The organism is Kitasatospora cystarginea, assembly GCF_039533515.1.
Classification (GTDB): domain Bacteria; phylum Actinomycetota; class Actinomycetes; order Streptomycetales; family Streptomycetaceae; genus Kitasatospora; species Kitasatospora cystarginea.
Genome location: NZ_BAAATR010000030.1, coordinates 65,842 through 91,188, shown reverse-complemented (window position 1 = coordinate 91,188; position 25,347 = coordinate 65,842). Strand labels below are relative to the sequence as shown.

Sequence of the window (25,347 nt, the reverse complement as noted above, 5' to 3'; positions counted from 1 at the left end):
CGCGCCGGCCTGATAGCTGAACTGGAGAGTCGCAAACGATGAACGACGCCGATCTGGACATGTCGGAGGCCGGGTTCCGCCTTTCCCCTCCGCAACTCCACGCCTGGTCGCACGCGGCCGGACGGCGGGTCCAGGCCCGCATCCTGCTGGAGGGGCCGGTGTCGGGCGAGGAGGTCCGCAGCGCGCTTTTGGCGGTGGTCGCGCGGCACGAGTCCCTGCGCTCGCGCCTGGCCCATGTGCCCGGCCTGGCCGTGCCGTTGCAGCTGGTGGACGAGTCGGCGGAGCCCGAGTGGATCGACGCGGTCCTGCCCGAGGGCGCCTCGGCCGCGGCGGAGGCGCTCGACCGTGCGGCTGAGGAGGACCTGGCCGGCCACTGGACCGGCGTACTGCGGGCCCGTCTGCTGGCGGCCTCCGACCGCGCGGTGCTGCTGCTGACCGCCTCGGGCATGTTCGTCGACCACCGGTCGCTCGCCGTGGTCTACGAGGAGCTCGCGCAACTGCTCGGCGGGGCCGCGCCAAAGGAGGAGCCGCTGCAGTACCTGGATGCGGCGGAGTGGCTGCACGAGCAGGTCGGCACGGACGAGGCGGCGGCCCGGATGGAGGGCTGGAGCGCCCGTGAGCTCGCCGCCGCATGCGAGCTGCGGGTGCCGTCCGAGGCGGGCCCGGCCGGTGGCCCGGCGGAATCGGCGGTCGTGCTCGAAGCCGGGCCGGCCGCGGCGATCGAGCAGGCGGCGTCGAAGGCCGGCTGCTCGATGGGCGCGCTCCTCCTCGGGGCCTGGCAGGTGCTGCTCTGGCGGCTCACCGCTCACGAGGAGATCGTCACGGCGTTCCTCGCGACCTCGCGCGGGCTCGACGAACTGGAAGGCGTCGTAGGGAAGTTCGAGAGTCCGGTACCGGTGCTCACCGCCATGGACCGGTCGCTGCCGTTCGACGCCCTCGCCAAGGAACTCGACCGGTCGCTGGCCGAGGCCCCGGCCGACCAGTTCTCCTTCGACGTGGCACGGGCCGCCGACGCGTTTCCGTTCAGCTTCGCCTTCACCGAGCTGCCTGTCCCGGCGAGCGCACGGGGGCTGCGGCTGAGCCTGACCGGGATCAGTGGCGGGCCGGCGGGTTCGGCCCTGCACCTCGCGGTGGTCCGGACGGGCGGCGGCGAGCTGGTGCTCAGTGTCGTCCGGGACGAGCGGCAGGTTTCGGAGCGGCACGCGGCGCGGATCGCCGAGCAGTACGCCGCCGTCCTCCGTGCGGTCGCGGCCGCGCCCGGGACACCGCTGGACGATCTCGGCCTGGCCGACCGGCACGAGACGGCCCGCGTCCTTGGCCACGGTACCGGCCCGCGCGAGCTGCCGGCCGATCCGCAGCTCGCCCACCGGCGCTTCGAGCTGTACGCGAAGTCGCGGCCCGAGGCGCTCGCGGTGGTCTGCGGCGACCATCGGCTGACGTACCGTCAGATGGAGGTCTGGGCCAATCGGCTCGCGCACGCCCTCCGGTCGCACGGCGTCGGCGCGGACGTCCCGGTCGGGCTGGTGGTGGAACGCTCCGTCGAGTACGTGATCGGACTGCTCGCGGTGCTCAAGGCGGGCGGTGCCTTCGTCCCGATCGATCCCGCCCTGCCAGCCGCACGCATCGAGCAGATGCTGGACGACGTCCGTCCGGCGGTGCTCGTCACCCACCGCGGTCTGTTCGAGGGGGGCCGGGACCGCGCGACGTCGGTCATCGACCTGGACGCCGATGCCGCCGAGCTCGGCGCCCTGCCCGCGACCCCGGTCGGCGCGGACGTGCACCCGGAGAACCTCGCGTACGTCATCTTCACCTCCGGATCGACCGGGCAGCCCAAGGGCGTCGGGGTTCCGCACCGTGCGATCTGCGCCTACGTGGACGGCGTGATGCCGAAGTTCGCGCTGCCCGAGGACGCCGTGCTCTGCACCCTGGCGACGACGGCGGCGGACCTCGGGCACACCGCGGTCTTCGGGGCGCTGTGCACCGGGCGGTCGCTCTTCCTGGCCGCGCCGGAGGAGGTCCTAGCCCCGGACGCGCTCGCCCGCCGGCTCCGCGAGCAGCCGATCGACCTGTTGAAGATCGTCCCCTCGCACCTGGCCGCGCTGCTCGACGCACCGGACGCGGCCGACCTGCTGCCCGCCTCCTGCCTGGTGCTCGGGGGAGAGGAGCTCACCACGCCGCTGGTCGAGCGGGTGCGCGGGCTGCGCCCGGGGCTCCGGGTGATCGACCACTACGGGCCGACCGAGAGCGCGGTCGGGGCCCTGGTCCACACCGAGGCCGGGGACGAGCCCGGCGTGATCCCGATCGGCCACCCGATCGCCAACTACCGCGCCTACGTGCTCGATGCGAAGCTCCGGCCGGTGCTCGAAGGCGCCCCGGGGGAGCTGTACCTCGGCGGGCGCGGGATCGCACGCGGATACCGGGGCAGGCCGGGCGCCACCGCCGAGCGGTTCCTCCCGGACCCGTTCGCCGAGGACGCCGGCGCGCTGATGTACCGGACCGGAGACCTGGTGCGGCAGCGACCGGACGGTGCGGTGGTCTTCCTCGGCCGTACCGACCACCAGGTGAAGATCCGCGGTCACCGGGTGGAGCTGAACGAGATCGAGACCCTGCTGCGCCGCGACGAGAACATCACCGATGCCGTGATCGTCTCCCGTGATGAAGGCGCCGGCGCCTACCTCGCGGCCTATGTCGTCCCCCGGCGCGGAACCCGCCTCGGGACCGACGAACTCGGCGAACAGCTGCGGAGGCGGCTGCCGGAGTACATGGTTCCCGGTGCGATCGTCTGCCTGCCCGCGCTGCCGCTGACCCCGAACGGGAAGGTGGACCGCCGAGCGCTTCCCGCCCCCGAGCTGGCCGCCTCGCGCTCCGCGCGCTACGTCGCGCCCCGGACCGAAACGGAGGCCCTGCTCGCCGTGCTCTGGGAGGAGATCCTCGGCTGCGAACGGATCGGAGTGGACGATGACTTCTTCCGGGCGCTCGGCGGGAACTCGCTCGGCGCCACCCGGGTGGTCGCCCGCGTCCGGGCCATGACGGGTGTGGTGCTGCAGGTCAGCGCGCTCTTCGAGGCCCCTACGGTGGCCGGGCTGGCCGTGCTCGTCGACGCCGGGAAGGCCGGTGCCGCCACCGGGGCCGACACCATCGCACCGATCCAGCGCACCGGGCCGATGCCGCTGTCCTACGCGCAGCGCCGGCTCTGGGTGCTCTCCGAGGTCGACGGCGCGAGCGCCGCGTACAACATCCCTGCGGCGATCCGCATCGACGGCGAGCTGGACGTCGAGGTGCTGGTCCGGGCCCTGCACGAGGTGGTCCGCCGGCACGAGGCGCTGCGCACCGGCATCGTGCGGGCAGGGGGCGTTCCGCTGCAGGTCGTCCGCGGCCCGGCGCCCTTCGAGGTGCCGGTGGCGGACGTCACCGCCGCGGACGTGATCCCGTACGCCCAGGCCTTCGCGGCTCGGCCGTTCGACCTGGAGCTGGACGAGCTGTTCCGCGCGTCGGTCCTGCGGGTGACGCGGCAGGAGCACGTGCTGCTGCTCTGCCTGCACCACATCGTCTCCGACGGCTGGTCGACCGCCCTGCTGTGGCAGGAGGTGACGGCCCTCTACACCGCCTTCCGGGTCGGGCAGGGCTCGCCGCTCGCACCGCTGCCGATCCAGTACGCCGACTTCGCGGCCTGGCAGACCGAGTGGCTCGACGGTGACGGGATCCGCCCGCAGCTGGCGTACTGGACCGAGCAACTGCGCGATCTGCCGGCCCTGTTGGAGCTCCCGACCGACCGGCCCCGGCCCGCCGTCCAAGGGGCTGCGGGAGCGACCCTGCCGATCGACATCGACCCGGCCACGGTCGCCGCGCTGCGTTCGCTCTCCCACGAGCAGCGGTCCACGATGTTCATGGTGCTGCTCGCGGCCTTCAACGTACTGCTCTCGCGCTACACCGGTCAGCGGGACATCGCCGTCGGCACGCCGCTCGCGAACCGCACCCGGGCCGAGGCCGAGCACCTGATCGGATGCTTCTTCAACACCCTGGTGATCCGGACCGACCTGTCCGGCGACCCGGACTTCGCCGAACTGCTCGGCCGGGTCCGCGAGGTGACGCTCGCCGCACAGACCCACCAGGACCTGCCCTTCGAGCGGCTGGTCGAGGCGCTGAACCCGCCGCGCGATCCAGGGCACACGCCGCTGTTCCAGACCCTGTTCGTCTTCCAGCCGGCCCCGGACGCCGGGCTGGGGATGGACGGCCTGCGGATCGAGCCGCTGACGCTTCCCGGCACCGTCGCGAAGTACGACCTCACTTTCGACCTGGTCGAGCACGAGGAGGGCGTGTCCGGCCGGATCGAGTACCGGACCGATCTCTTCGACGCCGGGACGGTGCAGCGGCTCGCCGGGCACTACCTGGAGCTGCTCCGCTCGATCCTGCGCGACCCGGCGGCGAGGATCAGCGAACTGGGGCTGATGACCGAGCCGGAGCGGGAGCTCGTCCTCTCGGAGTGGAACAGCCACTTCCGCGGCCGCGTGGACGAGCCGCTGGTGGCCGATGCCTTCGAGGCCCGGGTGCGCTCGCAGCCCGAGGCCACCGCGGTCGTCCTCGGGAACCGCTCGCTCACCTACGGCGAGCTCGACCGGGCGGCGAACCGGCTGGCGCACGGCCTGCGCGCCAAGGGGGTCGAGGAGAACGTCCTGGTCGGCCTCTGGCTGGACCGCTCCGTCGAGATGGTCGTCGCCATGCTTGCCGTGCTCAAGGCCGGCGGTGCGTACATCCCGCTCGACCCCGACGCCCCCGCCGCGCGCATCGGCTACGTGATCGAGGACGCCCGGCTCGGCTTCGTGGTCGCGCTGGCCGACCGCGCCGCGGAGCTGCCGCCCACCGTCGTACCGATCGACCCCGAGCTGGACGCGGCGACCGACGAGACCACGCCGACCCGCAGGCCCGGCCTCGAGGATCCCGCCTACGTGATCTACACCTCGGGATCGACCGGCCACCCCAAGGGCGTCATGGTCGGCCAGCGGAACCTGGCCGGCTTCTTCTCCGCCATGGACCGCCGGTTCGGTGGCGAGCCGTCGGGCACCTGGCTCGCCCTGACCCACTACACCTTCGACATCTCCGTCCTGGAACTGCTGTGGACGCTCACCCGGGGCTTCAAGGTGGTCCTCACCGGTGCGGAGCTGGTGCTCAGTGCCGGCCGGAAGCCGGGCGGCGACCGGCCGGTCGACTTCAGCCTGTTCTACTTCGCCAGCGACGCCGGCGAGCGCGAGAGCGACAAGTACCGCCTGCTCCTGGAGGGCGCGCGGTGGGCCGACGAGCACGGCTTCGCCGCCGTGTGGACGCCGGAGCGGCACTTCGGCACCTTCGGCGGGCTCTATCCGAACCCGAGCATCACCGCCGCCGCCCTCGCCACCGCGACCAGCCGGATCAAAATCCGCACCGGGAGCCTCGTCCTTCCGCTGCACAACCCGATCCGGGTCGCCGAGGACTGGTCGGTGATCGACAACCTGTCAGGTGGCCGGGTCGGGCTCTCCATCGCCTCCGGCTGGCAGCCGCACGACTTCGCGATCGCGCCGCAGAACTTCGCCGATCGCAAGGAGATCATGTTCCGCGATCTGGAGGTGGTGCGGAGCCTGTGGCGGGGTGAGGCCGTGCGTACCGCCTCCGGAACCGGCGAAGAGATCGAGGTGCGGACGCTTCCGCGCCCGGTCCAGCCCGAGCTTCCGGTCTGGATCACGGCGGCGGGCAATCCGGAGACCTTCCGCAGGGCCGGCACCGTCGGGGCCAACGTGCTCACCCACCTCCTCGGCCAGTCGGTCGAGGAGCTGGCAGGGGCACTGGAGGTCTACCGAGCGGCCTGGCGGGAGGCGGGCCACCCCGGCGATGGCCATGTCACGCTGATGCTCCACACCTTTGTCTCGGACGACGAGGACCGCGTCCGGAAGACCGTGCACGAGCCGTTCAAGAACTACCTCCGCGAGTCGGTCGACCTCGTCCGCCCGATCGCGCGCTCGCGCGGACTCGAACTCGAGGACTTCGACGAGAACGACCTCGACGCGCTCCTCGACCACGCCTTCGACCGGTACTACGAGACCAGCGGCCTGTTCGGCACTCCACAGAGCTGCGCGACGGTCGTCGACCGGCTGAAGACGGCCGGTGTGGACGAGATCGCCTGCCTGGTGGACTTCGGTGTTCCGGCCGACGAGGTGCTGGCGAGCTTCGAGCACCTGGACGAGCTGCGCCGGTCCGTGTCGCCCGCACCGGGCGAGCAGCCACGCGAGGACATCGCCGGGCTGATCGAGCAGCACGCCGTCACCCACCTCCAGTGCACCCCGTCGCTGGCGGCACTGCTGACCGCCGACGAGGAGGCGCGGGCCGCGCTGGGCGCGCTCGACTGGATGCTCGTCGGCGGCGAGGCGCTGCCCCCCGTGCTGGCGGAGAGCCTGTCGCGGACCGTCGGCGGCCAGGTGCTCAACGTCTACGGCCCGACCGAGGCGACCATCTGGTCCACCAGCCACCCGGTGTCGGGGGCGGGCACCTCGATCGGCCGCCCGCTCGCCAACACCCGGGTGTACGTGCTGGACGAGCGGCTGAACCCGGTACCGGTAGGCGTGCCCGGCGAGCTGTGCATCGCGGGTGAGGGCGTCGCGCTCGGCTATCTGCACCGGCCCGAGCTCACCGCCGAGCGCTTCGTCACCGACCCGTTCGAAGCAGACCCGGCGGCGCGGATGTACCGCACCGGCGACGTCGTCCGCTACCGGCCGGACGGCGGGATCGAGTTCATCGGCCGACGGGACCACCAGGTGAAGATCCACGGCTTCCGGGTGGAACTCGGCGAGGTCGAGGCGGTACTGGCCGGCGCGCCCGGCGTGCGTGCCTCCGCCGTCGTGGCGACCGAGGACGGGCGAGGCGGCAGGCGGCTGGTCGCGTACGTCGTCGCCGAAGGGCCGTCGGATGCCACGGCGGTGCGCCGGCACCTGGAGGAGAGGCTGCCGCGGTACATGGTCCCGGCGCACTTCGTCCAGCTGGACGCGATGCCGCTGCTGCCCAGCGGGAAGGTGGACCGTAAGGCCCTCCCCGAGGCCGGGGCGGAGCAGCGGGCGCCGGAGGAGTTCACCGCACCCCGGACACCGGTCGAGCAGAGCCTGGCGAGGATCTGGAGCGAACTGCTGCGGCTGGAGCGGGTCGGCGTCGACGACAACTTCTTCGAGCTGGGCGGCGACTCCATCATCGCCATCCAGATGGTCTCGCGTGCCAAGCACGCCGGAGTCCTGCTCGCCGCACGCGACCTGTTCCGGCACCAGACCCTGGGCGAGTTGGCGGCGGTGGCCCGGGAGGGCGGCGCCGGGTCGCAGGCCCAGCAGGGCCCGGTGGTCGGCGAGTCCGGGCTCGCACCGATCCAGCGCTGGTTCTTCGAACAGGAGTTGGCCGACCCTCAGCACTACAACCAGGCCGTGCTGGTGGACGTCGAGGGCGCCCGGCTCGATCTCGACCTGCTGGCCCGTGCCCGCGACGCCGTGGTACGGCACCATGACGCGCTGCGCAACCGCTTCGTCCGGGACGCCGCGGGATGGAGCCAGTGGACGGACGCGCCCGAGGAGCACGGCGCCCCGGTCGGCCACCTCGATCTGACCGGCGAGCCGCCCTCGTCCTGGCCGGGCGCCATCGCCGCCATGCAGGCCGAGGCCCACCGCTCGCTCGACCTCGGACACGGTCCGCTGATGCGGATGGTCTACATCGGCTTCGGGGGACGCCGGGCGGACCAGATCTTCACCGTCGTCCACCACACGGTCGTCGACGGCATCTCCTGGCGGGTCGTCATGGAGGACCTCCAGGCGGCCTACCAGGCCCTGCGCGACGGGCGCACGCCCGGGCTTCTGCCCAAGACCACCTCCTACCAGGAGTGGATCGCCCGCCTGGAGGCGGAGGCCGCCAGCGACCGGACGCGCGCCGAACTCGACTACTGGGCCGGCCAGATCGAACCCTTCACAGCCGCTCTGCCGCGTGACCGCGACGGGGAGAACACCGAGGCGACCGCCCGGACGATCACCGCGGAGCTCTCGGTGGAGGAGACCACCTCGCTGCTGCGCGAGGTGCAGGCGGCGCACAAGGCCGAGGTGCACGATGTGCTGCTCTGGGCCCTGGCCGAGGCCTGCGCGCCGTGGACCGGCTCGCGGTCACTGCTCGTCGACGTCGAGGGGCACGGGCGCGAGGAGCTCTTCGAGGACGCGGACGTGTCGAGGACCGTCGGCTGGTTCACCGCGATCTACCCGCTCCGCATCGAGCTCCCGGCGGCACCGGGCGATCATCTGGCCGCCGTCAAGGAGCAGGTGCGGCGCATCCCGAGGCGGGGCATCGGGTACGGCCTGCTGCGCCACCTCGCTCCCGAGGAATCGGTGCGTGCCCGCCTGCGCGGCGGGACGCAGCCGGAGATCGTCTTCAACTACCTCGGCCAGGCGGATGCCTCACGGTCCCAGGGTGCACTGCTGACCCTGTCCACCGAACCCGTCGGCGCGCCGCACGGGGCCGCTCAGCAGCGGAAGCACCTGCTCAACATCAACGGCATCGTGGCGGACGGTCGGCTCCGGATGGAGTTCACCTTCAGCGAGGCCGTACACGACGCGGCGACGATCGAGGCGCTCTCGTCGCGGTTCACCGCCTCCCTGTGCCGGAGCATCGACAACGGCCGGGCCGGCCTCGTCCGGCTCGTCCCGTCCGACTTCCCGGACATCGAGCTCACGCAGGAGGCACTGGACGAACTGCTCGGGGAACTCGAGGACCAGGGATGAGCACCGGCATGAACCAGCGGAACGACATCGAGGCGATCTATCCCCTGTCGCCGCTCCAGCACGCGATGCTGCTCAAGTCGCAGCTCGCGCCGGACAGCGGCGTCTACGTCGTACAGCTCTCGTTCGACATCCACGGTCCGCTCGACACCGGAGCGCTCCGGGACGCCTGGAGGGAGGTCACGGCGCGGCACGCCGTCCACCGGACCTGCTTCCTGCGGCTCGACCAGGAGCAGCCGGTGCAGATCGTGCGCCGCACCGTGGAGCTCCCCTGGCGCGAGGAGGACTGGACCGCGCTGACGGACGGCGAACAGGAGGCGCGGTTCACCGACCTCCTGGAGGCGGACCGCACCGAGGACTTCGCGCCCGCCCGCGCTCCGCTGATGCGGTGCCTGCTGGTACGGCTCTCGGCTGCCCGCCACCGCTTCCTCTGGACGCGCCACCACGCGATCTCCGACGGCTGGTCCATGCCCACCGTGCTGGCCGAGGTCATGCGGTACTACCGGGCCCGGCTGGAGAACACGGCAGCCGCGCTCCAGCCGGCCACCCAGTACCGCGAGTACATCGCCTGGCTGCGTCGGCAGGACACCGCGAAAGCGGAGGAGTACTGGCGCCGGTCGCTCGCCGGTGTGCAGGGGCCGACGCCGCTGGGGGTCGACCGGCCGCCGACCGCCGGCGCGCCCGGAGGCGGCCCGGTCGCCAAACGACGCCGTCTGCTCCCACCCGGGACCACCGCCGCCCTGATCGCCGCCGCGCGCCGCGAGCGGATCACCCTCAGCACCTACGTGCACGGGGCCTGGGCGATCCTGCTCCGCCGCTACGGCGGTGAGCGCGACGTGCTGCTCGGGACGATCGCCTCTGGGCGTCCGGCGGCACTCGACGGGGTGGAGTCGGCGGTCGGGTGCTTCCTGAACACGCTTCCGGTGCGCGTCATGGTCGACGACGAGGCCCCCGCGCTCGACTGGCTGCGCGCGCTGCAGACGGCCCAGGTCGAGCGGGAGGAGTACGGCTACGCCCCGATCGCGCAGATCCGCCGCTGGGCCGGGCTGCACGGGGACGTCCCGCTGACGGACTCGCTGGTCGTCTTCGAGAACTTCCCGCTCGGCGCCGCACTGGAGGCGCAGCGCGGACCGCTCCGGGTCGACTCGATCCGGATGTCGGAGCAGACCAGCTTCCCGCTCACCCTGACGGTCGCCCCCGGCGAATGCCTGTCGCTCCAACTCTCCTATGACGAGGACCGGTTCGACGCGGACACGATCGAGCGCATGCTCGGGCACTACGAGACGCTGCTCACCGGCCTGGCCGCCGCGCCCGGCCGGATCCGCGATCTGCCGATCGTCGGCGCGGGCGAACGGGACCGTCTGCTCGCCGACTCCACCGGGCCCCGCGTGGAGCTGCCCGAACAGCGCGGCGTGCACCAGCTGTTCGAGGCGCAGGCGACCACCACCCCGGAGGCGACGGCTCTCATCGCCGGCGAGGAGAACCTGACGTACGCGGAGCTGGACGCGCGGGCGGACCGGCTCGCCCGGCGACTGCGCCGGGCGGGGGTGGCCCCGGGTGCGTTCGTCGGCATTTGCCTGGAGCGCGAGGCCGACCTGCCCGCAGCGCTGCTCGCCACCTGGAAGGCCGGGGCGACGTACGTGCCGCTCGACCCGGCGTACCCGGCCTCGCGCATCGCCCACATTCTGGACGACGCGGCACCCGCCGTCGTCCTGGCCCAGACCTCGACCCGCGGCTCGCTGTCCGGCTCCCGTGCCCGCGTGCTGCTGGTCGATGAGGATGGAACGGCCTCACCGGAGGAGGTGGTTCCGGAACCGGTCGACGAGAGCCCGGAACCGGCTGGAGACGGCTCCGTCGCACTGGTGATCTACACCTCCGGCTCGACGGGTGTGCCGAAGGGCGTTCGGATCACCCATCGCAACGTCCTCGCGCTGCTGGCCTGGGCGAAGGGCGTGTACTCGGCCGAGGAGCTCTCGGGAACGCTCGCGTCGACCTCGATCTGCTTCGACCTCTCGGTCTTCGAGCTCTTCCTGCCGCTCACGACCGGCGCCACCGTCGTCCTCGCCCAGAACGCGCTCCTGCTGCCGTCGCTGCCCGCCCGCGACCGGGTGACGCTGGTCAACACCGTCCCCTCGGCGCTGGACACGCTGCTGCGCCTCGGCGAACTCCCGTCCGGGGTACGTGTGGTGAACCTGGCCGGCGAGCCGCTGCCGCGCGACCTGGTGGACCGGATCCACCGGCAGAAGGGGGTGCGCAAGGTGTACAACCTGTACGGCCCTTCGGAGGACACCGTCTACTCGACCTTCGCCCTCATCCCGCCGGACGGCGGTAAGCCGCTGATCGGGCGGCCCATCGCCAACTCGCAGGCGTACGTCCTGGATTCCCAGCTGCTGCCGGTCCCGGTCGGTGTCGCGGGCGAGCTCTTCCTCGGCGGCGAGGGAGTCTCCCAGGGATACCACCGCCGGGCCGCGCTGACGGCGAGCCGGTACCTCCCGGACCCGTTCGGCGCCCGCCCGGGCGCCCGCCTCTACCGCACCGGAGACCTGGTGCGCCGGCTCGCCGACGGCCAGCTCGAGTACCTCGGCCGCGGCGACCGCCAGGTGAAGCTCCGCGGCTTCCGGATCGAGCTCGGCGAGATCGAGGCTGCGCTCCGGGCGCTGCATCGCGTCCGCGACGCCGTGGCCGTGGTACGAACGGACCAGCCGGGTACCAAGCGCCTGGTCTCCTACGTGGTGTGTGAGGAGGAGCACTCCTTCGACCGTGCCGAAGCGGTCAGGGCACTGCGGGCAGCCCTTCCCGGGTACCTGGTGCCCTCGGCGTTCGTCGAGCTCGACGCCGTGCCGCTGACCCCTAACGGGAAGGTGGACCACGAGGCGCTCCCGTCGCCCGGTCCGGTGCAGACCGGGCGGGCCCACCGGGAGCCGGAGACCGAGACCGAGAAGACCATCGCCGCGATCTGGTCGGCCGTCCTCGGGGTCCCCCGCCTGGGAGCGGACCACGGCTTCTTCGACCTCGGCGGCGATTCACTGCTGCTGGCCCGGGTGTACGGCCAGTTGAAGTTCGTGTATCCCGGCAAGCTGCTCATGACCGACCTGTACAAGTACCCGACGATCTCGGAACTGGCACGGCACATCGCTGGCACGCAGACCCGGCCCGCGTTCGCCGGGGTGCAGAGCCGGCTCGAGCGGCGCAGGGCGGCCATGGACGCGGTCCGGGGCGGCGACGCCGGCACCGGCGCGTGATCAGGCCGGTTTCTGGCCCTCGTCGCCCTGCCGCAGGTCGTAGAGGTACGACTTGCCTGCCTTCCAGCTGCGCCAGGGGCCGAGTGGCGGCGACATCTCCTCGCCCGTCTGGGGGTGGAGCGGCCAAGAGTTGGCGACGCCGTCCGCATCGCAGGTGCACCAGCCGCGGGGCGGCAGCCAGCGGCACCAGAGCGCCAGGTCCACCCTCCGGTAGGACGGCCTGCCGTTGAAGGTGCCGTCCAGCCGGAAGCGGTAGATCAGGCCGTCCAGGCGGCGAACGAACTCGATCGATACAGTGATCCTCCCTACGTGAGAACCCGGGGCGGGTCCGGCACTACGGCCGGACCCGCCCCGGGTTGCTCGGTTCTACGGCGTCGGCCTCGGGGCCGACGGCTCAGTGGGCTCGGCCGCGCACCGACAGCGGCCTCATGTCCGTCCAGTTCTCGTCGACCCAGCGCAGGCACTCCTCGCGCGCACCGTACGCGCCGGCGTCACGCCAGCCCGCCGGGTTGGACCGGTCGGCCGGCCAGATCGAATACTGCTCCTCGTCGTTGACCACGACCTTGTACCGCAGGCCGGACTCGTCATCGCCCATGGTCGGCGCCCTCCACATCGTCGTTCCCGTCAGGACCGGATCTGCGGGCGTTCTCCAAGAACGCCCTTGAACATCTCTTCCAGCGGCTGGTGGCCGTCCCAGTCGGGGTTGAACACCGCCTTGAACCCCGCCTCGTTCCAGGACGCCCCGGAGATCTCGATCAGCCGGCGGACCAGGGTGCGGCAGAAGATCTCGTAGGTCCGCTCGTCCGCCGGGACCTCCAGTGTCCAGTCCCGCCGCTTGTAGACCTTGGCCATCAGGGTCTCGTCCTGGTCGAATGAGCGTGAGTCCAGGAACATGCCCTCGTTGCAGGTATGGAACCTGTCCCGGGCGTCGAGCAGGCCGACGAACTCCTCGGTCAGCCGGTCCGCGGATTTCAGCAGTCGGGAGAGCTTTCCGCCCATCACCTGGTCGTTGCACTGGCAGTCGGTGCCGTGCGTGCGGGCGAAGTGCAGCAGAATCCGGTGGTCCTCCAGCGCGTCCGGGACGATGCGGTTGTAGTAGACCCGGTTGCGCAATGCCAGCCAGGCACTCCAGGCGTCGAAGGAGCCGCGCGAGACGTAGTGGCCGAAGGTGTTGAGCAGCTTCTCGTACCGGCTGCGCATCCGGATGCCGTAGTGGTGCACCATCCCCGGGAGTTCGTGCCCGCGGCCGGTGCGGTCGGACTTGATGAACTCGCCGATAAGCTTGTTGTTCTCCGTGAAGAGCCACTGGCGAACATCGGATCGAGCACGGTGCCGGCGTTGCCGGTCAGGAACCAGCGCTGCTCCGAGAACTGCTGCTTGGCGAAGCGGGCGAGCCGCTCGCGCGTCCCGAAGGCGACGGGCTGCGGATCCGGCCCGAGGATCTCCCCGACGGCCCGGTGCTCCTGGAGGAAGGCCAGCAGTTCCTCGCCCGAACCGACCCGCGGCTGGACATGGCGGCGGTCGAAGACGACGCCGATGCTGTACTGCGATTCGGAGAGCGGCATCAGCCAGATCCAGTACCCGCGGTACATGAAGTACGTCATGGACGACGCACGGCCCCAGTGCGGGACGCGCTGACGCCAGGCCTTGGTACCGAGGTCGTCAAGGGACAGGCAGCCGTCGAAGCGCCCCCAGGCGGCCGCGATCGGATTGCGGTCGTCCTCGGACACCAGGTCGAGCATCCGGGCGATCGGCGACTCCTCTCCGGCCGCGTCGACCAGCCAGCGGCAGCGGATGACGCCCGCGGTGGTGCGGACGAGATGCCCGTTGTCACCGTCGATCGTTATCGCCTTGGCCGGGGACTCGCCCGGGCCGCAGTGCAGCACCTCCGTCCCGAGGAGGACCCGCACACCGCACTCGCGGTTCATCTCGCAGAGCGCCTGCTCCACCACGGGCCGATCGATCAGGTACGTCGGGATCGGGTGAGGACTTCGGCCGCCGATCTCGGACATCCGGTCGAGCGGAAGGTCGCGCCCCGACGAGTCGAAGAAGAAGCGCATGCCCGAGCTCACGTAGTGGTGCTTGCGCAGGTAAGGGCCTATCCGGAGGACCCGGTTCGCGTAGTTCGAGAACTCCTCCCCGGACGCCTCGTCCAGGCCGGGCGGAAAGTGCGTGATCCTGTCGACCACGACGATGTCCAGATCCGGCTGCTCCAGCCGCAGTTGGCGCGCCAGCGAGCCACCGGCGAGACCGGCGCCGATGATCAATACGTCACATGAGATATCCACATCGCTACTCACTGTGCACCTTGCCCATCTGGAGGTTCGTCGTCACAACCCGCGCGATGGTCTCGGCGTTCGCGGGTGCGAACATCGCGAGGTAGTCGCCGGGAAGGGTGTGGGTCATGAGTCCCGCGCGGGCCAGCGGTGTCCAGGCCGAGTCCGGGCGCGCCGGGTCGATTCCGTCCCGGCGCTCCGCGGCGAGGAAGTACAGGACCGGACCGGCGTACGGGGTCGGACGGTAGGCGTGCAGCGCCTCGAGGTTGGCCCGGTAGACGTCGAAGACCTGGCGCGCGTACGCATCGGCCGACTCACCCGGTTCGACGCCCTCTGCGGACATGCGTTCGGCGAGCAGCTCGTCCGCGGCCTCTGCAGAGAGACCCCCGTGCTTGTTGGGCGGCATCTGTCCCGGACCCGGGGTGTCGAACAGCGCCAGCAGCTCCACCGTCTCGCCCTCAGCCCGCAACCGCTGCGCCATCTCCAGCGCGATGAGACCGCCGAACGCCGCTCCGCCGAGCGCGTAGGGGTCGGCCGGCTGCACGCCACGAACCTCCCTGAGGTAGTGAGCGGCCATCTCTTCGACGCTCCGTCGGGGTGCGGCGTCGTCGCGGAGCCCGGCGGCCTGGAAGCCGTAGACCGGCTGCCCGGGCAGGGAGGAGGCGGGCCAGCTCCCGGTAGAAGTAGACGCTTCCGCCGACGGGGTGGAGCAGGAAGAGCGGCGTGCGGCCTTCGTCTCCGCGCTTGAGCACCACCAACGACTGCGCCGACTCCTTCGGCCGTTGCACGGCCTCGACGAAGGCGGCCATTTCAGGCTCTCCTGCCGTATGTGTGGGTCATGCTGTTGGGGGTTGGCGTCCTGGGAGGGTGGGGCGGGGGCCTGCGAGGGTGAGCATGACGAGGGCGATGACGGCGTCTGCGGAGTGGAAGCCGAAGCCACGGCGGATGATCAGGCGGGTCTTGGTGTCGGTGGACTCGATCAGCCCGTTGGACAGGCCGGTGATCAGCGCCGAGCGGATGGCGTCGTAGTGGCGCACGATCTTGCGCTGGAGATCGATGAAGGCGGGGATCCGGCAGCGGCGGGCCCAGCTGATCCAGGCGTCCAGGGCCTTCAAAGCCGCGGTCGGGCGGCGCTTGGACAGGGCGAAGACGGCTCGCAGGGCTTCCTTCAGTCGCCAGGCGCGGTGGAGCCTGGGGTCGGTGGCCGCGATCCAGGTGAGCTCGGCGGCCTGGCGGTCGGTCAGGTCCTCGGCGTTCTTCCACAACGCGAAGCGGGAGTCCTTCAGCGCCCGGGCGGCCTGGCGGTCGCCGAGCTCTCGGCGGGCCCGGTTCCACGAGGCCCGACGCTCGGTGTTCAACGCCTCGGTGGCCCAGGCGACCACGTGGAAGGGGTCCATCACCCGCAGCGCGCGCGGTGCCCGATCGGCGGTGACCTGGGCGATCCAGGCGGCGCCGTCGGCACTGATGTGCGTCAGCCGCGCGGCCCGGACCTCGCCGAGTTCGTCGAAGAACCGGGTGAGGACGTCGGTTCCGTGGCCGTCGGCCATCCACACCACGCGGGCGGTGTCGTGGTCGACCACGACGGTCATGTATCGGTGGCCCTTGCGGTAGGAGATCTCGTCGATCCCGATCCGGCGCAACCCCGCCAGCCGGTCCGCGCCCCGGTCGCGGTCGGCGGTGTAGCGCTCGACGATCCTGCCGACCGTGCGCCAGGTGCAGCGCAACAGTTCGGCCGCCGCGCTCTTGGAGCATTCGGCGGCCATCCATGCGGCCTGCTGGTCGAAGGCCAGGGTGTGGCCGGCGTTGTGCCGGGCCCATGGCACCGCTGCCACGGTCGGGCCGTGCCGGGGGCAGGCGACCCGCGGGGCGTCGGCCTCCAGGAACACCCGCACCGCCCCGTGGTCCAGGTCCCGCCACCGGCGTCGGCCGCGTCCCTGGTCGTACCAAGGGGCCGGGCGTCGGCACAGTCCGCACCGTCCACGCCGCCGCGCGTCAGGCCGTACCGACGCGACTACACATTGTTCTGATTTGTCCCAGTGCACCGTCTCGTGTTTTCGACCATCAGGGTGCGCTTCCATATGCTGAAGGCAGGCACGCCGTCTCTCTGCTTGATCCAATTTGGGCTTCGACACCTCAAGGGTCACAGAGGACGGCGTGTTTCACGTCCAGCCGTAGATCAGCGCACCCACACATACGGCAGGAGAGCCCAAAATGGGATCCTTTTCAGGCATGAAGGTGTCATCCTTCGCGTGACACTACCGACGGCCACTGAAGCCGCCGTGAATTCCCAATGTGTCCCGCTGAAGCCGGACTGCCGAGCGTGTGCCGCGAGCGGCAGCGAACGGTGATTTCGGTGACGCCCGCCATGCCCGGCCGATGATGCCGCGCCCGGTCGGCGTGGACCGTGGGAACAGGACCTCAACTCCCCCTGACCGCGGCGAGCTGAGGGCAGCGACGCACCACCGCGTCCTCGGTCCGATCCCGTCGAGCCTGCCCGGTCCGGGCGGCAGTTCGGACATTCTCCTCGTAGGGGGTGTATGTATGCATCTGGTCCAAGGGGCTCAGTAGCACAGTTCCCCGGGACAGACCTTTGGCTTGATGGAAGTTTTACGTATTGACATGCGCCGTGCCCGCCGGTTGGATCCTGTTCAGCACGGTAAAGTTCGCGTGCTGTTCGAGCCGAAGGTGCGTTGAGGGGGAAGATGCACACATCAGGCAAAGGGTCGCCACAGCGATACCAGTTGACTCTCAGGCAGCATCCGTTGACGCCTGGGCAGCATTCGCACTACCTTCGGTCAAAGCGGAGTCCGGGGATATCCACTGCCCTCCATGCCGCGTACCGGATCGGTGGCGGACTCGATGTAAAGGCTTTCGTCGCGGCTCTAGCGGAAACAGTGCGCCAGCATGACGCGCTGCGTATCGGAATCCTGGATGAATCTGGTCGGGATCCGCTGCAATGGGTGCGCGACGAACCCGATGTCAAGACCCTGGTCGACTGTCGGCAGGTAAAAAGCTCCTCGGAGGAGCAGTTCTCCCGATATGTGGCCATGGTGCTCGGAAAGGATCTTTCCGATCCCTGGGACCTGGCAGTCGGATATCCCTTCAGATTTCGCATCCTGCGTTACTCCCCGACGGTCCATGCCTTTCTGGCATCCTTCTCTCATGTGGCGTTGGACGGGCGAGGTGTGGCACTGGTTCTGCGGAGCTTGTGGCGTAACTACGAGCATCAGGCGGCCGGTGCCCCGGGCTGGCCGGAGCCGACCCCGGACAGCTTCGTCCTGGCAGCCGGGCGACATGGCGGGAGTGAAGCGCCAGGGCGGGCCGAGGCGGCCGAATTCTGGAGCAAACGCCTCGCTGGCAGGGCGCCCGTCGAGGTTCCGCGGGAGGATTTCCAGGAGCGCTCCGAGCCGGGGGAGTGCGTCGTCGCGAATGCCGTCGTGAGGGGGGCTGAGCGGACGGCGCTGCGGTCCCTCTCGAGGCTCTCCGGCTGCACCGAGTTTCAGTTGGCCGTCAGTGCGATCGCGGACGCGGCGTTCGCGGTGACGTCCGCGGACCGGGTCGACGTCTGGATGCCGATGGACGCGCGCACGCCGTCCGAGGAAAAGACCTCAGGCATGTTCACGGTCTCCCTTCCGATATCCGTCGAAAGAGGCAAGGATCCCCGGCAGGTGGTCCGGCAGGTACGGCGTGAGGTCATGGCTGTCGCGGCGTACCGGAATGTCGACAGCGCTACCCTGACCGAGATCCAGGAGCGGATCACCCCCGGTGGGAAAACTCCGGGCCCGAAGCTCGTGGTAAGCTATTTCAATCGCGATCTGAGTCCTGGTGAGAAGACTTACGAAAGCTTCACCGCGCGACCCGGAAGCTACTCAGCCGATTACCGCTACATCTCCAGCGGGATGGAACTCAAGATCATCGGCGGGGTTAATTCCCTAAACCTCACACTGGTGCTCGGCCCGCAGTTCTCCGCTCCTGCGGTGGTGCAGCGCGTGATGAGTGCCTTCAGCAGCAGGCTGGGCGGCATCAGTATTTCCTACTGAGGCTCTGTGATTCGCGGAGCCTCCCACGGTTCTCTATGCCGCGCCGACCGCGCAGCGCCCTGCTGCGCGGTCGGCGCGGCCCGGCCGTGGAATTCCATTCGGTCTCATATCCGAAGGGAGGTGAACAGCATGGAGAACATCGAGTTCGAGAGCGTCGACATCGCCGCCCTGACGGACGAGGAGCTCGCCGACATCGTCGGCGGCGCTGCCCTGCAGGGGACGAACGTCAAGAGCTTCTGACCGCAGTGGTCCGGTCTCCGGACCGGACTGAACGACGAGACCTTCGGAGGAGGTGAACAGCATGGAGAACATCGAGTTCGAGAGCGTCGACATCGCCGCCCTGACGGACGAGGAGCTCGCCGACATCGTCGGCGGCGCTGCCCTGCAGGGGACGAACGTCAAGAGCTTCTGACCGCAGTGGTCCGGTCTCCGGACCGGACTGAACGACGAGACCTTCGGAGGAGGTGAACAGCATGGAGAACATCGAGTTCGAGAGCGTCGACATCGCCGTTCTGGCGGACGAGGAGCTCGCCGACGTGGTCGGTGGCCACGCCATCCCGGCGTTCCCCGTCATGAGCTGAGCGCTCTGACGCTCGGCAGCCGGGGCCTCTTGACAGGGAACAGCTGCCAGGAGGCCCCGGCCCACTGTACGCCCACGGCAATCCACCACCGTTCCACCGCTGCTCACAAGGCACCTCGCTCGGAACACGAGATAGGAATCATGCAGGCAACTCGCCAAAGACGAACGGGCCTTGTCGGTCTGCGCCCGATGCGCGGCGCCCGGTCCTGGTGTGGGCAGCGGGCCAAGGCCTCGGGCTACCCGGACGGAACCCTCCAGTGAGTACTGTCGAGACCCCGGAGAGCGGCGACCGACCCACCTTGCAGCAGGCCACGCGCGGCAGGTTCCGCCGGCAGGCGCTCTCCGCCAGGGGCGCCGTACGGGACTACGGGCCGCAGGTCGAGACTGGGCGGTTGGCGCGGCGGCCGTACCGTCCTGCCGGGACCGGGCTCCAAAGGGTGCGACGGGCGCTCGCCCCTCGGCCGCGAGTGCCGGTTCGCCTGCAGGCGCAGATCAGCGACTGCGGAGCAGCGTCGCTGTCCATGGTGCTGGCCTTCCACGGTGCCGATGTACCCATTCAGGAGTTGCGGCAGGCCACCACAACCGGCCGTGATGGCGTGTCTGCACGTCAGATCCTCGAAGTGGCACGGGAGTACGGCTTCAACGCCCGCGGGGTCCGGGTCAGTCTCGAAGGGCTTCGGGAGCTGCCCCCGGCCACCATCCTGTTCTGGAATTTCGCCCACTTCGTGGTCCTCGAAGGAGTGCAGGGCGACTGGGTGCACATTGTCGATCCGGCGCTCGGACGACGCCGGATCAGTCTCGCGACTGCCGGGGAGTCCTTCACCGGTGTCGCCCTCCAGATCACGCCGGGACTGAAGAACGCCCGTAGTTGGAGCGGCCGCCGCGCCGCGAGCAGCAGGGGCGCCAGTCCCTGGCGCTACCTCTGGCACTTCTTTCCGTCCGGCTACCGCTGGTTGCCCTTCGTCGCCTGCTCCCTGATCCTGCTGCTGTTCAACCTGGGCATGCCGCTGGCCACCAGGTACGTGGTGGATCACGCGATGCCCGGGCAGGCGGCCTCCGGTGCCGGCTACATCTGGCTGGGCATACCCGTGCTGGCCGCGGCCTACTTCGGTCTGCAGTTCCTGCGCTCGCTCTCCTTCCTCGCCATACAGACGGCTGTCGACGAGAACATCACGCTGGGGATCCTCAACCGGATGTTCGCGCTGCCGTACGACTTCTTCACCAGCCGCAGCCCGGGCGACCTGCTGCAGCGGGTGAGGACCAGTGCGACGATCCGTCAGGTATTCTCCGTCGCGGCCTTCGCCAGCGTCTTCGACGGCATCCTCATCCTCGTCTACATGACCCTGCTGGTGCTGGCCGACCCCACGCTGGCGCTGGTGGTCATCGCGGTGGCTCTCCTGCAGGTGGCCCTCCTGGTGGCCACCTGGCGCAGGCAGGAGTACGCGAGCGCCGACGCGCTCGAGGCGCGGTCCCGCGCCGAGTCGGAACTGGTCGAGATCCTCGACGGCATGGCCACGCTCAAGGCGGCGGGCGTCGAGGGGGCGGCTGGGCACCGATGGAGCCACACCCTTGCCGAGGAGCTCAATACCCGACTGCGCAGCCGACGGCTGCTCACGCTCTCCTCGACGCTCAGCACGGCTCTGCAACTGGTTGCGCCGCTAATCATCCTGGCGGTCGGCATGGACCGGCTCTCCGCCGGCAAGCTCACCCTCGGCGATGTGCTCGGCTTCAGCGTGCTTGCCATGGGGCTTCTGGTGCCGCTCGCCAACTGCGTCCAAGTGGGCTTCCAAGTGGCCGGGTTGGGTGCCGACCTGACCAGGCTGGGCGACATCATGGAGGCCGCGCCGGAACGGAGGAGTACAGACCTGGAGATCGACGGCGACGGGATCCGGGGCGTGCTGGAGGTGCGCAACGTCTCCTTCACATACCAGGTGGGGCGGGCCGATGTGGTGAGCGAGGTCTCGTTCACCGTCCCGGACGGCAGCTTCACCACGATCCTCGGCGCCTCGGGCTCGGGCAAGTCCTCCTGCGCGCTGTTGCTCGCAGGCCTGCACCAGCCGACCAGCGGCCAGGTCCTGGTGGACGGCCGCGACCTCGTCTCGGTGGACACCAGCGGGTACCGGCGGTCGATCTCCTTCGTCAACCAGGACTCCCGGCTGTTCTCCGGCACGATCCGGGAAAACATCGGCTGGGGTGGCTCGGAGGTGTCCGAGTCCGAGATCGTCGAAGCCGCGCGGCTGGCCGGCATCCACCAGGACATCTCTGCTATGCCGATGGGATACGACACCCTGCTCGGTCCCGGTGGTGCCGGCGTCTCGGGTGGTCAGCGTCAACGGATCATCCTAGCAAGGGCGTTGGTGCGTCAGCCGCGGCTGCTCATCCTGGACGAGGCGACCAGCGCGCTCGACCCGGTGCTGGAGGCGGAGATCTTCGAGCGGCTGCGTGGTCTGCCCACGACCCTCGTGGTGGTCGCACACCGGCTGACCGCGATCGAATCCGCGGACCAGGTCGTCGTCCTGGAGCACGGCAGGGTGACCCAGTGCGGGCATCCCCGCGAACTCTCCGAGCAGGAAGGCCCATACCGAGCTCTGGTGAGCTGACGATCCCAGGCCCTACCGCCACTGATCCTTCGGCGGCCAGCACCACCGCGGAGCCGTTCGGCTGGATCCCCATGGCCTGAGCTCGGTCGAGCCCGCCGCCCTTCCTCCTGCGACCGTCGAGTAGGAGGTCCCGACGAAGGATGTGAGACAGCTGTTCCCCCCCACCCACGAGATCGCGAAGTCCTTCCGGTTCGAACTCCTGGGCCCGGTCCGGGCCTGGCGCGGTGGCAGGGAGCTCGACCTGGGCTCGGCTCGTCAGCGGGCCGTACTGGCCCGGCTCCTGCTGGCGACGGGTCAGCCGCACGCCATTTCGGAGATCATCGAGGCGGTATGGGGTGAGGACCTGCCCGGGAACCCGCGCAACCTCGTCCACAAGTACGTGGGCGGCCTGCGGCGAGCCCTTGAGCCCGATGTGGGCGTGTCCCGGACCAGCGATCTGCTGCCGCTCATCGACAACGGTTACGTGCTTCTGGTCGACCGCGACCAGGTGGACCTCAACGTCTTCACCCGGACTGCGGCCGAGGGGGTGGCGTTGGTCGACATCGACCTGGCCACCGCCCGCGAGCGGCTGGACACCGCGCTCGGCCTCTGGCGGGGTGACGTCTTCGGCCAACTCGCCACGGAGTTCTTCGAGGCCGAGCGGAGGCGGCTCACCGAGCGCCGCCTGTCCGTGCTGGAAGACCGGATCGGCATCGACATCGCCCTAGGACGGCAGGCCGAGGCGGCGGTCGAGCTTGTCAGCCTGCTGGTCGAGAACCCGCTGCGCGAGCACCTGTCCGTTCTGCTGATGATCGCGCTCTACCGTTCCGGCCGACAGGCCGACGCGCTCCGTGTCTTCCAGGACTGCCGACGGAAGCTGATCAACGAGCTGGGGATCGAACCGGCCCAGGAACTGCAGGATGTCCACCGGCAGATCCTGGCCGGTGAGCCGATCCGGAGGATCGCGCTGTCCTGCGGCAAGACCGTCGAGCCCGGCACGATGAACTCTCCGGTCGCCCGGCCCGGTTCAGGTGCCGACACCCCCGGGCAGACTAGCTGGCCGCCGGCCCTCGCGCCGGAGCGGCGCAGCCATCTCAAGCCCGACCTCAGCGACTTCACCGGCCGGGACCGGGAGCTCACCCGCGTCTGCACGATCCTGGCTGAACCGGCGGACATCCCGCCCACTGTGGTGATCACCGGAATGGCGGGCGTCGGCAAGAGCACTCTCGCCATGCGCGTGGCCAACCTCATGAAAAGCCGCTTCCCGGCCGGCCAGCTCTATCTGGATCTCCACGGTATGAGCACACAGCCGGTCCAGCCGGCCCAGGCCTTCCCCAGGCTGTTGCGAATGCTGGGCACGAAGGGCGTAGAGCAGGAGTACACCGACGACGAGCTGAGCGAGCTCTACCGGTCCGCGGTGAACGGAGGCGTGCTCACTGTCTTTGACGATGTCTCCGACGAGCGGCAGGTGCGCCCGCTGCTGGGCGGAAGCGCCACCTTGATCACCAGCCGTCGCCGACTCGCAGGCCTGGAAGGCGCCCACATCATCGAGCTGGACACAATGGAAGCCCACGACGCGCTCAAGTTGCTGGGCCAGATCATTGGACCAGAGCGACTGTCCACCGATCCCGCGGGCGGCGCACGAATCGGGCAGTTTACCGACGGGCTCCCGCTTGCCCTGCGCATCGCGGGCGCACGGCTCCTGGCACGCCCGCACTGGTCCCTTGGCCAGTTCGCCGAGCGCCTTGCCGATGAAGAGCGACGTCTGGCCGAGCTCACCCACAACGATCTTGAGATCCGGGCCAGCCTCGCTGCGACTTTCCACCAGCTCAGCCTGGAGGCCACGGAGGCCTTCCTTCTCCTCGGCGCCCAGGCCAAGCCCAGCTTCACGGCGGCCAGTGCGTCAACCGCTCTTGGCTTGCCGGAGATGGATGCGGCCGACATTATCGAGGAGCTTGTCGACCTGCGTCTGATCGACGTCTGCCGCGCCGAAGCCTCCGGTCAACTCAGGTACCGCCTGAGGGACTTGGTGCACCTCTTCGCTCGAAGTGAGTCTGCTGACGGTGCTCTCGGCCCGATCACCGCCGGCCGCACCCGACAGGGCAAAGCCCTTGAGATCATCGGCCTCAACCAGCACAGCGCCAAAACCAACACTGCTTTTGTCCGGGTGGCCGGGAGGAAGTGAAGTGCTGGAACGATCCCCCGGACGCTGCGCCATGGGCTCCTCCTTGGAGTGGGTGGTTCTGTGTCCAAGGTTGATGGGGCGGTGGGGTGTCCCGGCAGAGCGTGCAGGGCAGGGCGCGAGGCGCAGTGCGACCGGTCGGGAAGGGAACGCTCAAGACGACACACCGCTTGGAAGATCACGATCCGTAGCTGATGGGTAATCGGCCTTGATCCGCTCCCCACTGGGTGAGGCGGCAGGGTGACCTGCAGCGATCTTGCTGAAGCCCGTTCGGATCGCTGCGAACCATGGTGCCTGAACAGCCGCCAGATTGTAGCTACTGACGGTTATCGGATGGGCCTGATGGGCCTGGGGACCATTTGGGGACCAGGATCGGTGGGCGCCGGTGAGCGCCCATGGACGGAAACGGACACTCGCGAACGAAATGGGCGCCGATGGCACCTCGCGCCGAGTTGCCATCGGATCGTTGCGACGCATGCTCGATGACTCCAACTTGCCGATGCGCGCGAGTAGTTGAGGTAACAAAGAAGCCAGGATCGTCAGATCCTTGCTGGTGACACTACTTGAATCGCTTGACTGGGAGTCAAGGGGTCGCAGGTTCAAATCCTGTCGTCCCGACTTGCATAACTGCAGGTCGTAGGCCGTTTCCGCTTCTGGCGGGAGCGGCCTTTTTGATGTCCCGTCGGCTGGTGGTCGCAGTGTGGTCGCCGGGCCACATCGGCCAGGCGGTGGTCGGTTCGATCTCTTGTGGCGTCTGATGGGCGGCCAGGCGGTGGTGGGGGCGCGGGTTCTGGTGCCATGGGCGCCGGGCGCGGCATGCGGGCCGGCCGAGGTCGGCGCGGTCGGCGGTGTTGAGGGTCCAGGCGATGGCGTCGACGGCCGCCCGCTCCGCGAGGCGGGTGAGTTCGGCGTAGATGTTCGCGGTGGTGGACAGGGTGCGGTGGCGCAGGGTCTTGGAGACGATCGGGAGCGGGACGCCTGCGGCCATGGCGAAGCTGGCGGCGAGGTGGCGCAGGTCGTGCAGGGCGATGCGGGGGACGCCGGCCTTGTCGCAGAGCAGGTGGAAGCGGTCGAGGACCGTCTTGGGGTGCAGGGGGCGGCCGTGGCGGTGGAAGACGTAGCCGCCGACGGGGGTGATGTGGCCGAAGGCGCGTGAGCCGGCGCGGTCGTCCAGGGCGTCGGCGACGCGGTCGGACAGGGCGACCCAGGCGCGGCTGCCCTTGGTCTTGGGGGCGGTGAGCAGGAGCCGAGTGTTGTCGATGACGGAGAGAGTGGCGCGGACGAAGAGGGTGCGCTCGGGCAGGTGGACGTCGTTCCAGCGCAGGCCGAGGACCTCGCCCTTGCGCAGGCCGGTTCCGATCATCAGTTCGGCGATGTCGGCGTAGAGCGGGTCGGTGAGGTGGGTGAAGCGCAGGAAGCGGGCCGCCTCTTCTTCGGTCCACAGGTGCCGTTCGGCTGCGGCGGGCCTGGAGATGAGCGGAGGCTTCGCGGGGTTGCGGGGGAGGCGTTCGCCGGTGACGGCGTCGCTGAGGGCGCTGGAGAGGGTGGACATGATCCGGTGGACGGTGACTCTGCCGCGGTGGTGGCGCAGTTGGTTGGTGACGAATGCGCGCAGGTGCGGGCGGGTGAGGTCGTCGAGGGGGATGGCGCCGAGGGCGGGGATGAGGTCCTGTTCGATGTAGT

12 protein-coding genes and 1 tRNA gene are annotated in these 25,347 nt (G+C 69.9%); 6 read left to right on the top strand and 7 right to left on the bottom strand.

Annotation, left to right across the window (positions count from 1 at the left end):
- Positions 1 to 38 precede the first annotated feature (38 nt).
- Both ABD369_RS27885 and ABD369_RS27880 read left to right on the top strand, forming a co-directional pair.
- A complete protein-coding gene (locus ABD369_RS27885) occupies positions 39 to 8,768 on the top strand; it encodes an amino acid adenylation domain-containing protein (RefSeq protein WP_344639312.1) in 8,730 nt (2,909 codons plus the stop codon).
- Positions 8,765 to 12,007, top strand: a complete 3,243-nt coding sequence (locus ABD369_RS27880; RefSeq protein WP_344639311.1) for an amino acid adenylation domain-containing protein — start codon at positions 8,765 to 8,767, stop codon at positions 12,005 to 12,007. The genes ABD369_RS27885 and ABD369_RS27880 overlap by 4 nt, the downstream gene beginning before the upstream one ends.
- Here ABD369_RS27880 and ABD369_RS27875 read toward each other — a convergent pair whose 3' ends face one another.
- The 6 genes from ABD369_RS27875 to ABD369_RS27850 all read right to left on the bottom strand — a co-directional run bounded on the left by ABD369_RS27875 (position 12,008) and on the right by ABD369_RS27850 (position 16,361).
- Complete coding sequence (locus ABD369_RS27875) at positions 12,008 to 12,211, bottom strand: hypothetical protein (protein ID WP_344639310.1); 204 nt, start codon at positions 12,209 to 12,211, stop codon at positions 12,008 to 12,010.
- Between the two features lie 190 nt (positions 12,212 to 12,401).
- On the bottom strand, positions 12,402 to 12,602 hold the full coding sequence (locus ABD369_RS27870; protein WP_344639309.1) for an MbtH family protein: 201 nt from the start codon (positions 12,600 to 12,602) through the stop codon (positions 12,402 to 12,404).
- 29 nt (positions 12,603 to 12,631) lie between these two features.
- On the bottom strand, positions 12,632 to 13,006 hold the full coding sequence (locus tag ABD369_RS27865) for a hypothetical protein (protein ID WP_344639308.1): 375 nt from the start codon (positions 13,004 to 13,006) through the stop codon (positions 12,632 to 12,634).
- On the bottom strand, positions 13,006 to 14,274 hold the full coding sequence (locus tag ABD369_RS27860) for an NAD(P)/FAD-dependent oxidoreductase (protein WP_344639307.1): 1,269 nt from the start codon (positions 14,272 to 14,274) through the stop codon (positions 13,006 to 13,008). The genes ABD369_RS27865 and ABD369_RS27860 overlap by 1 nt, the downstream gene beginning before the upstream one ends.
- 25 nt (positions 14,275 to 14,299) lie before the next feature.
- Positions 14,300 to 15,223: a thioesterase domain-containing protein gene (locus ABD369_RS27855; RefSeq protein ID WP_344639306.1), complete on the bottom strand. Its 924-nt coding sequence runs from the start codon at positions 15,221 to 15,223 to the stop codon at positions 14,300 to 14,302.
- Positions 15,120 to 16,361, bottom strand: coding sequence for an ISL3 family transposase (locus ABD369_RS27850; protein ID WP_344639305.1), 1,242 nt, complete (start codon positions 16,359 to 16,361; stop codon positions 15,120 to 15,122). The genes ABD369_RS27855 and ABD369_RS27850 overlap by 104 nt, the downstream gene beginning before the upstream one ends.
- A 624-nt stretch (positions 16,362 to 16,985) precedes the next feature.
- Here ABD369_RS27850 and ABD369_RS27845 point away from each other — a divergent pair.
- From ABD369_RS27845 to ABD369_RS27830, 4 genes are all read left to right on the top strand, one after another.
- Entirely contained in the window at positions 16,986 to 18,323 is a 1,338-nt protein-coding gene (locus ABD369_RS27845; RefSeq protein ID WP_344639304.1) for a condensation domain-containing protein, read from the top strand.
- 789 nt (positions 18,324 to 19,112) lie between these two features.
- Positions 19,113 to 21,503, top strand: coding sequence for a peptidase domain-containing ABC transporter (locus ABD369_RS27840; RefSeq protein WP_344639303.1), 2,391 nt, complete (start codon positions 19,113 to 19,115; stop codon positions 21,501 to 21,503).
- A gap of 418 nt (positions 21,504 to 21,921) precedes the next feature.
- Positions 21,922 to 23,667 carry an AfsR/SARP family transcriptional regulator gene (locus ABD369_RS27835; RefSeq protein WP_344639302.1) on the top strand — a complete coding sequence of 582 codons (1,746 nt, stop codon included), beginning with the start codon at positions 21,922 to 21,924 and terminating at the stop codon, positions 23,665 to 23,667.
- A gap of 528 nt (positions 23,668 to 24,195) precedes the next feature.
- A tRNA-Pro gene (locus ABD369_RS27830) sits at positions 24,196 to 24,282 on the top strand.
- Here the strand turns inward: ABD369_RS27830 and ABD369_RS27825 are convergent.
- Positions 24,248 to 25,216 carry a tyrosine-type recombinase/integrase gene (locus ABD369_RS27825; protein ID WP_344639301.1) on the bottom strand — a complete coding sequence of 323 codons (969 nt, stop codon included), beginning with the start codon at positions 25,214 to 25,216 and terminating at the stop codon, positions 24,248 to 24,250. The two genes, ABD369_RS27830 and ABD369_RS27825, sit on opposite strands and share 35 nt — an antisense overlap.
- Positions 25,217 to 25,347 lie beyond the last annotated feature (131 nt).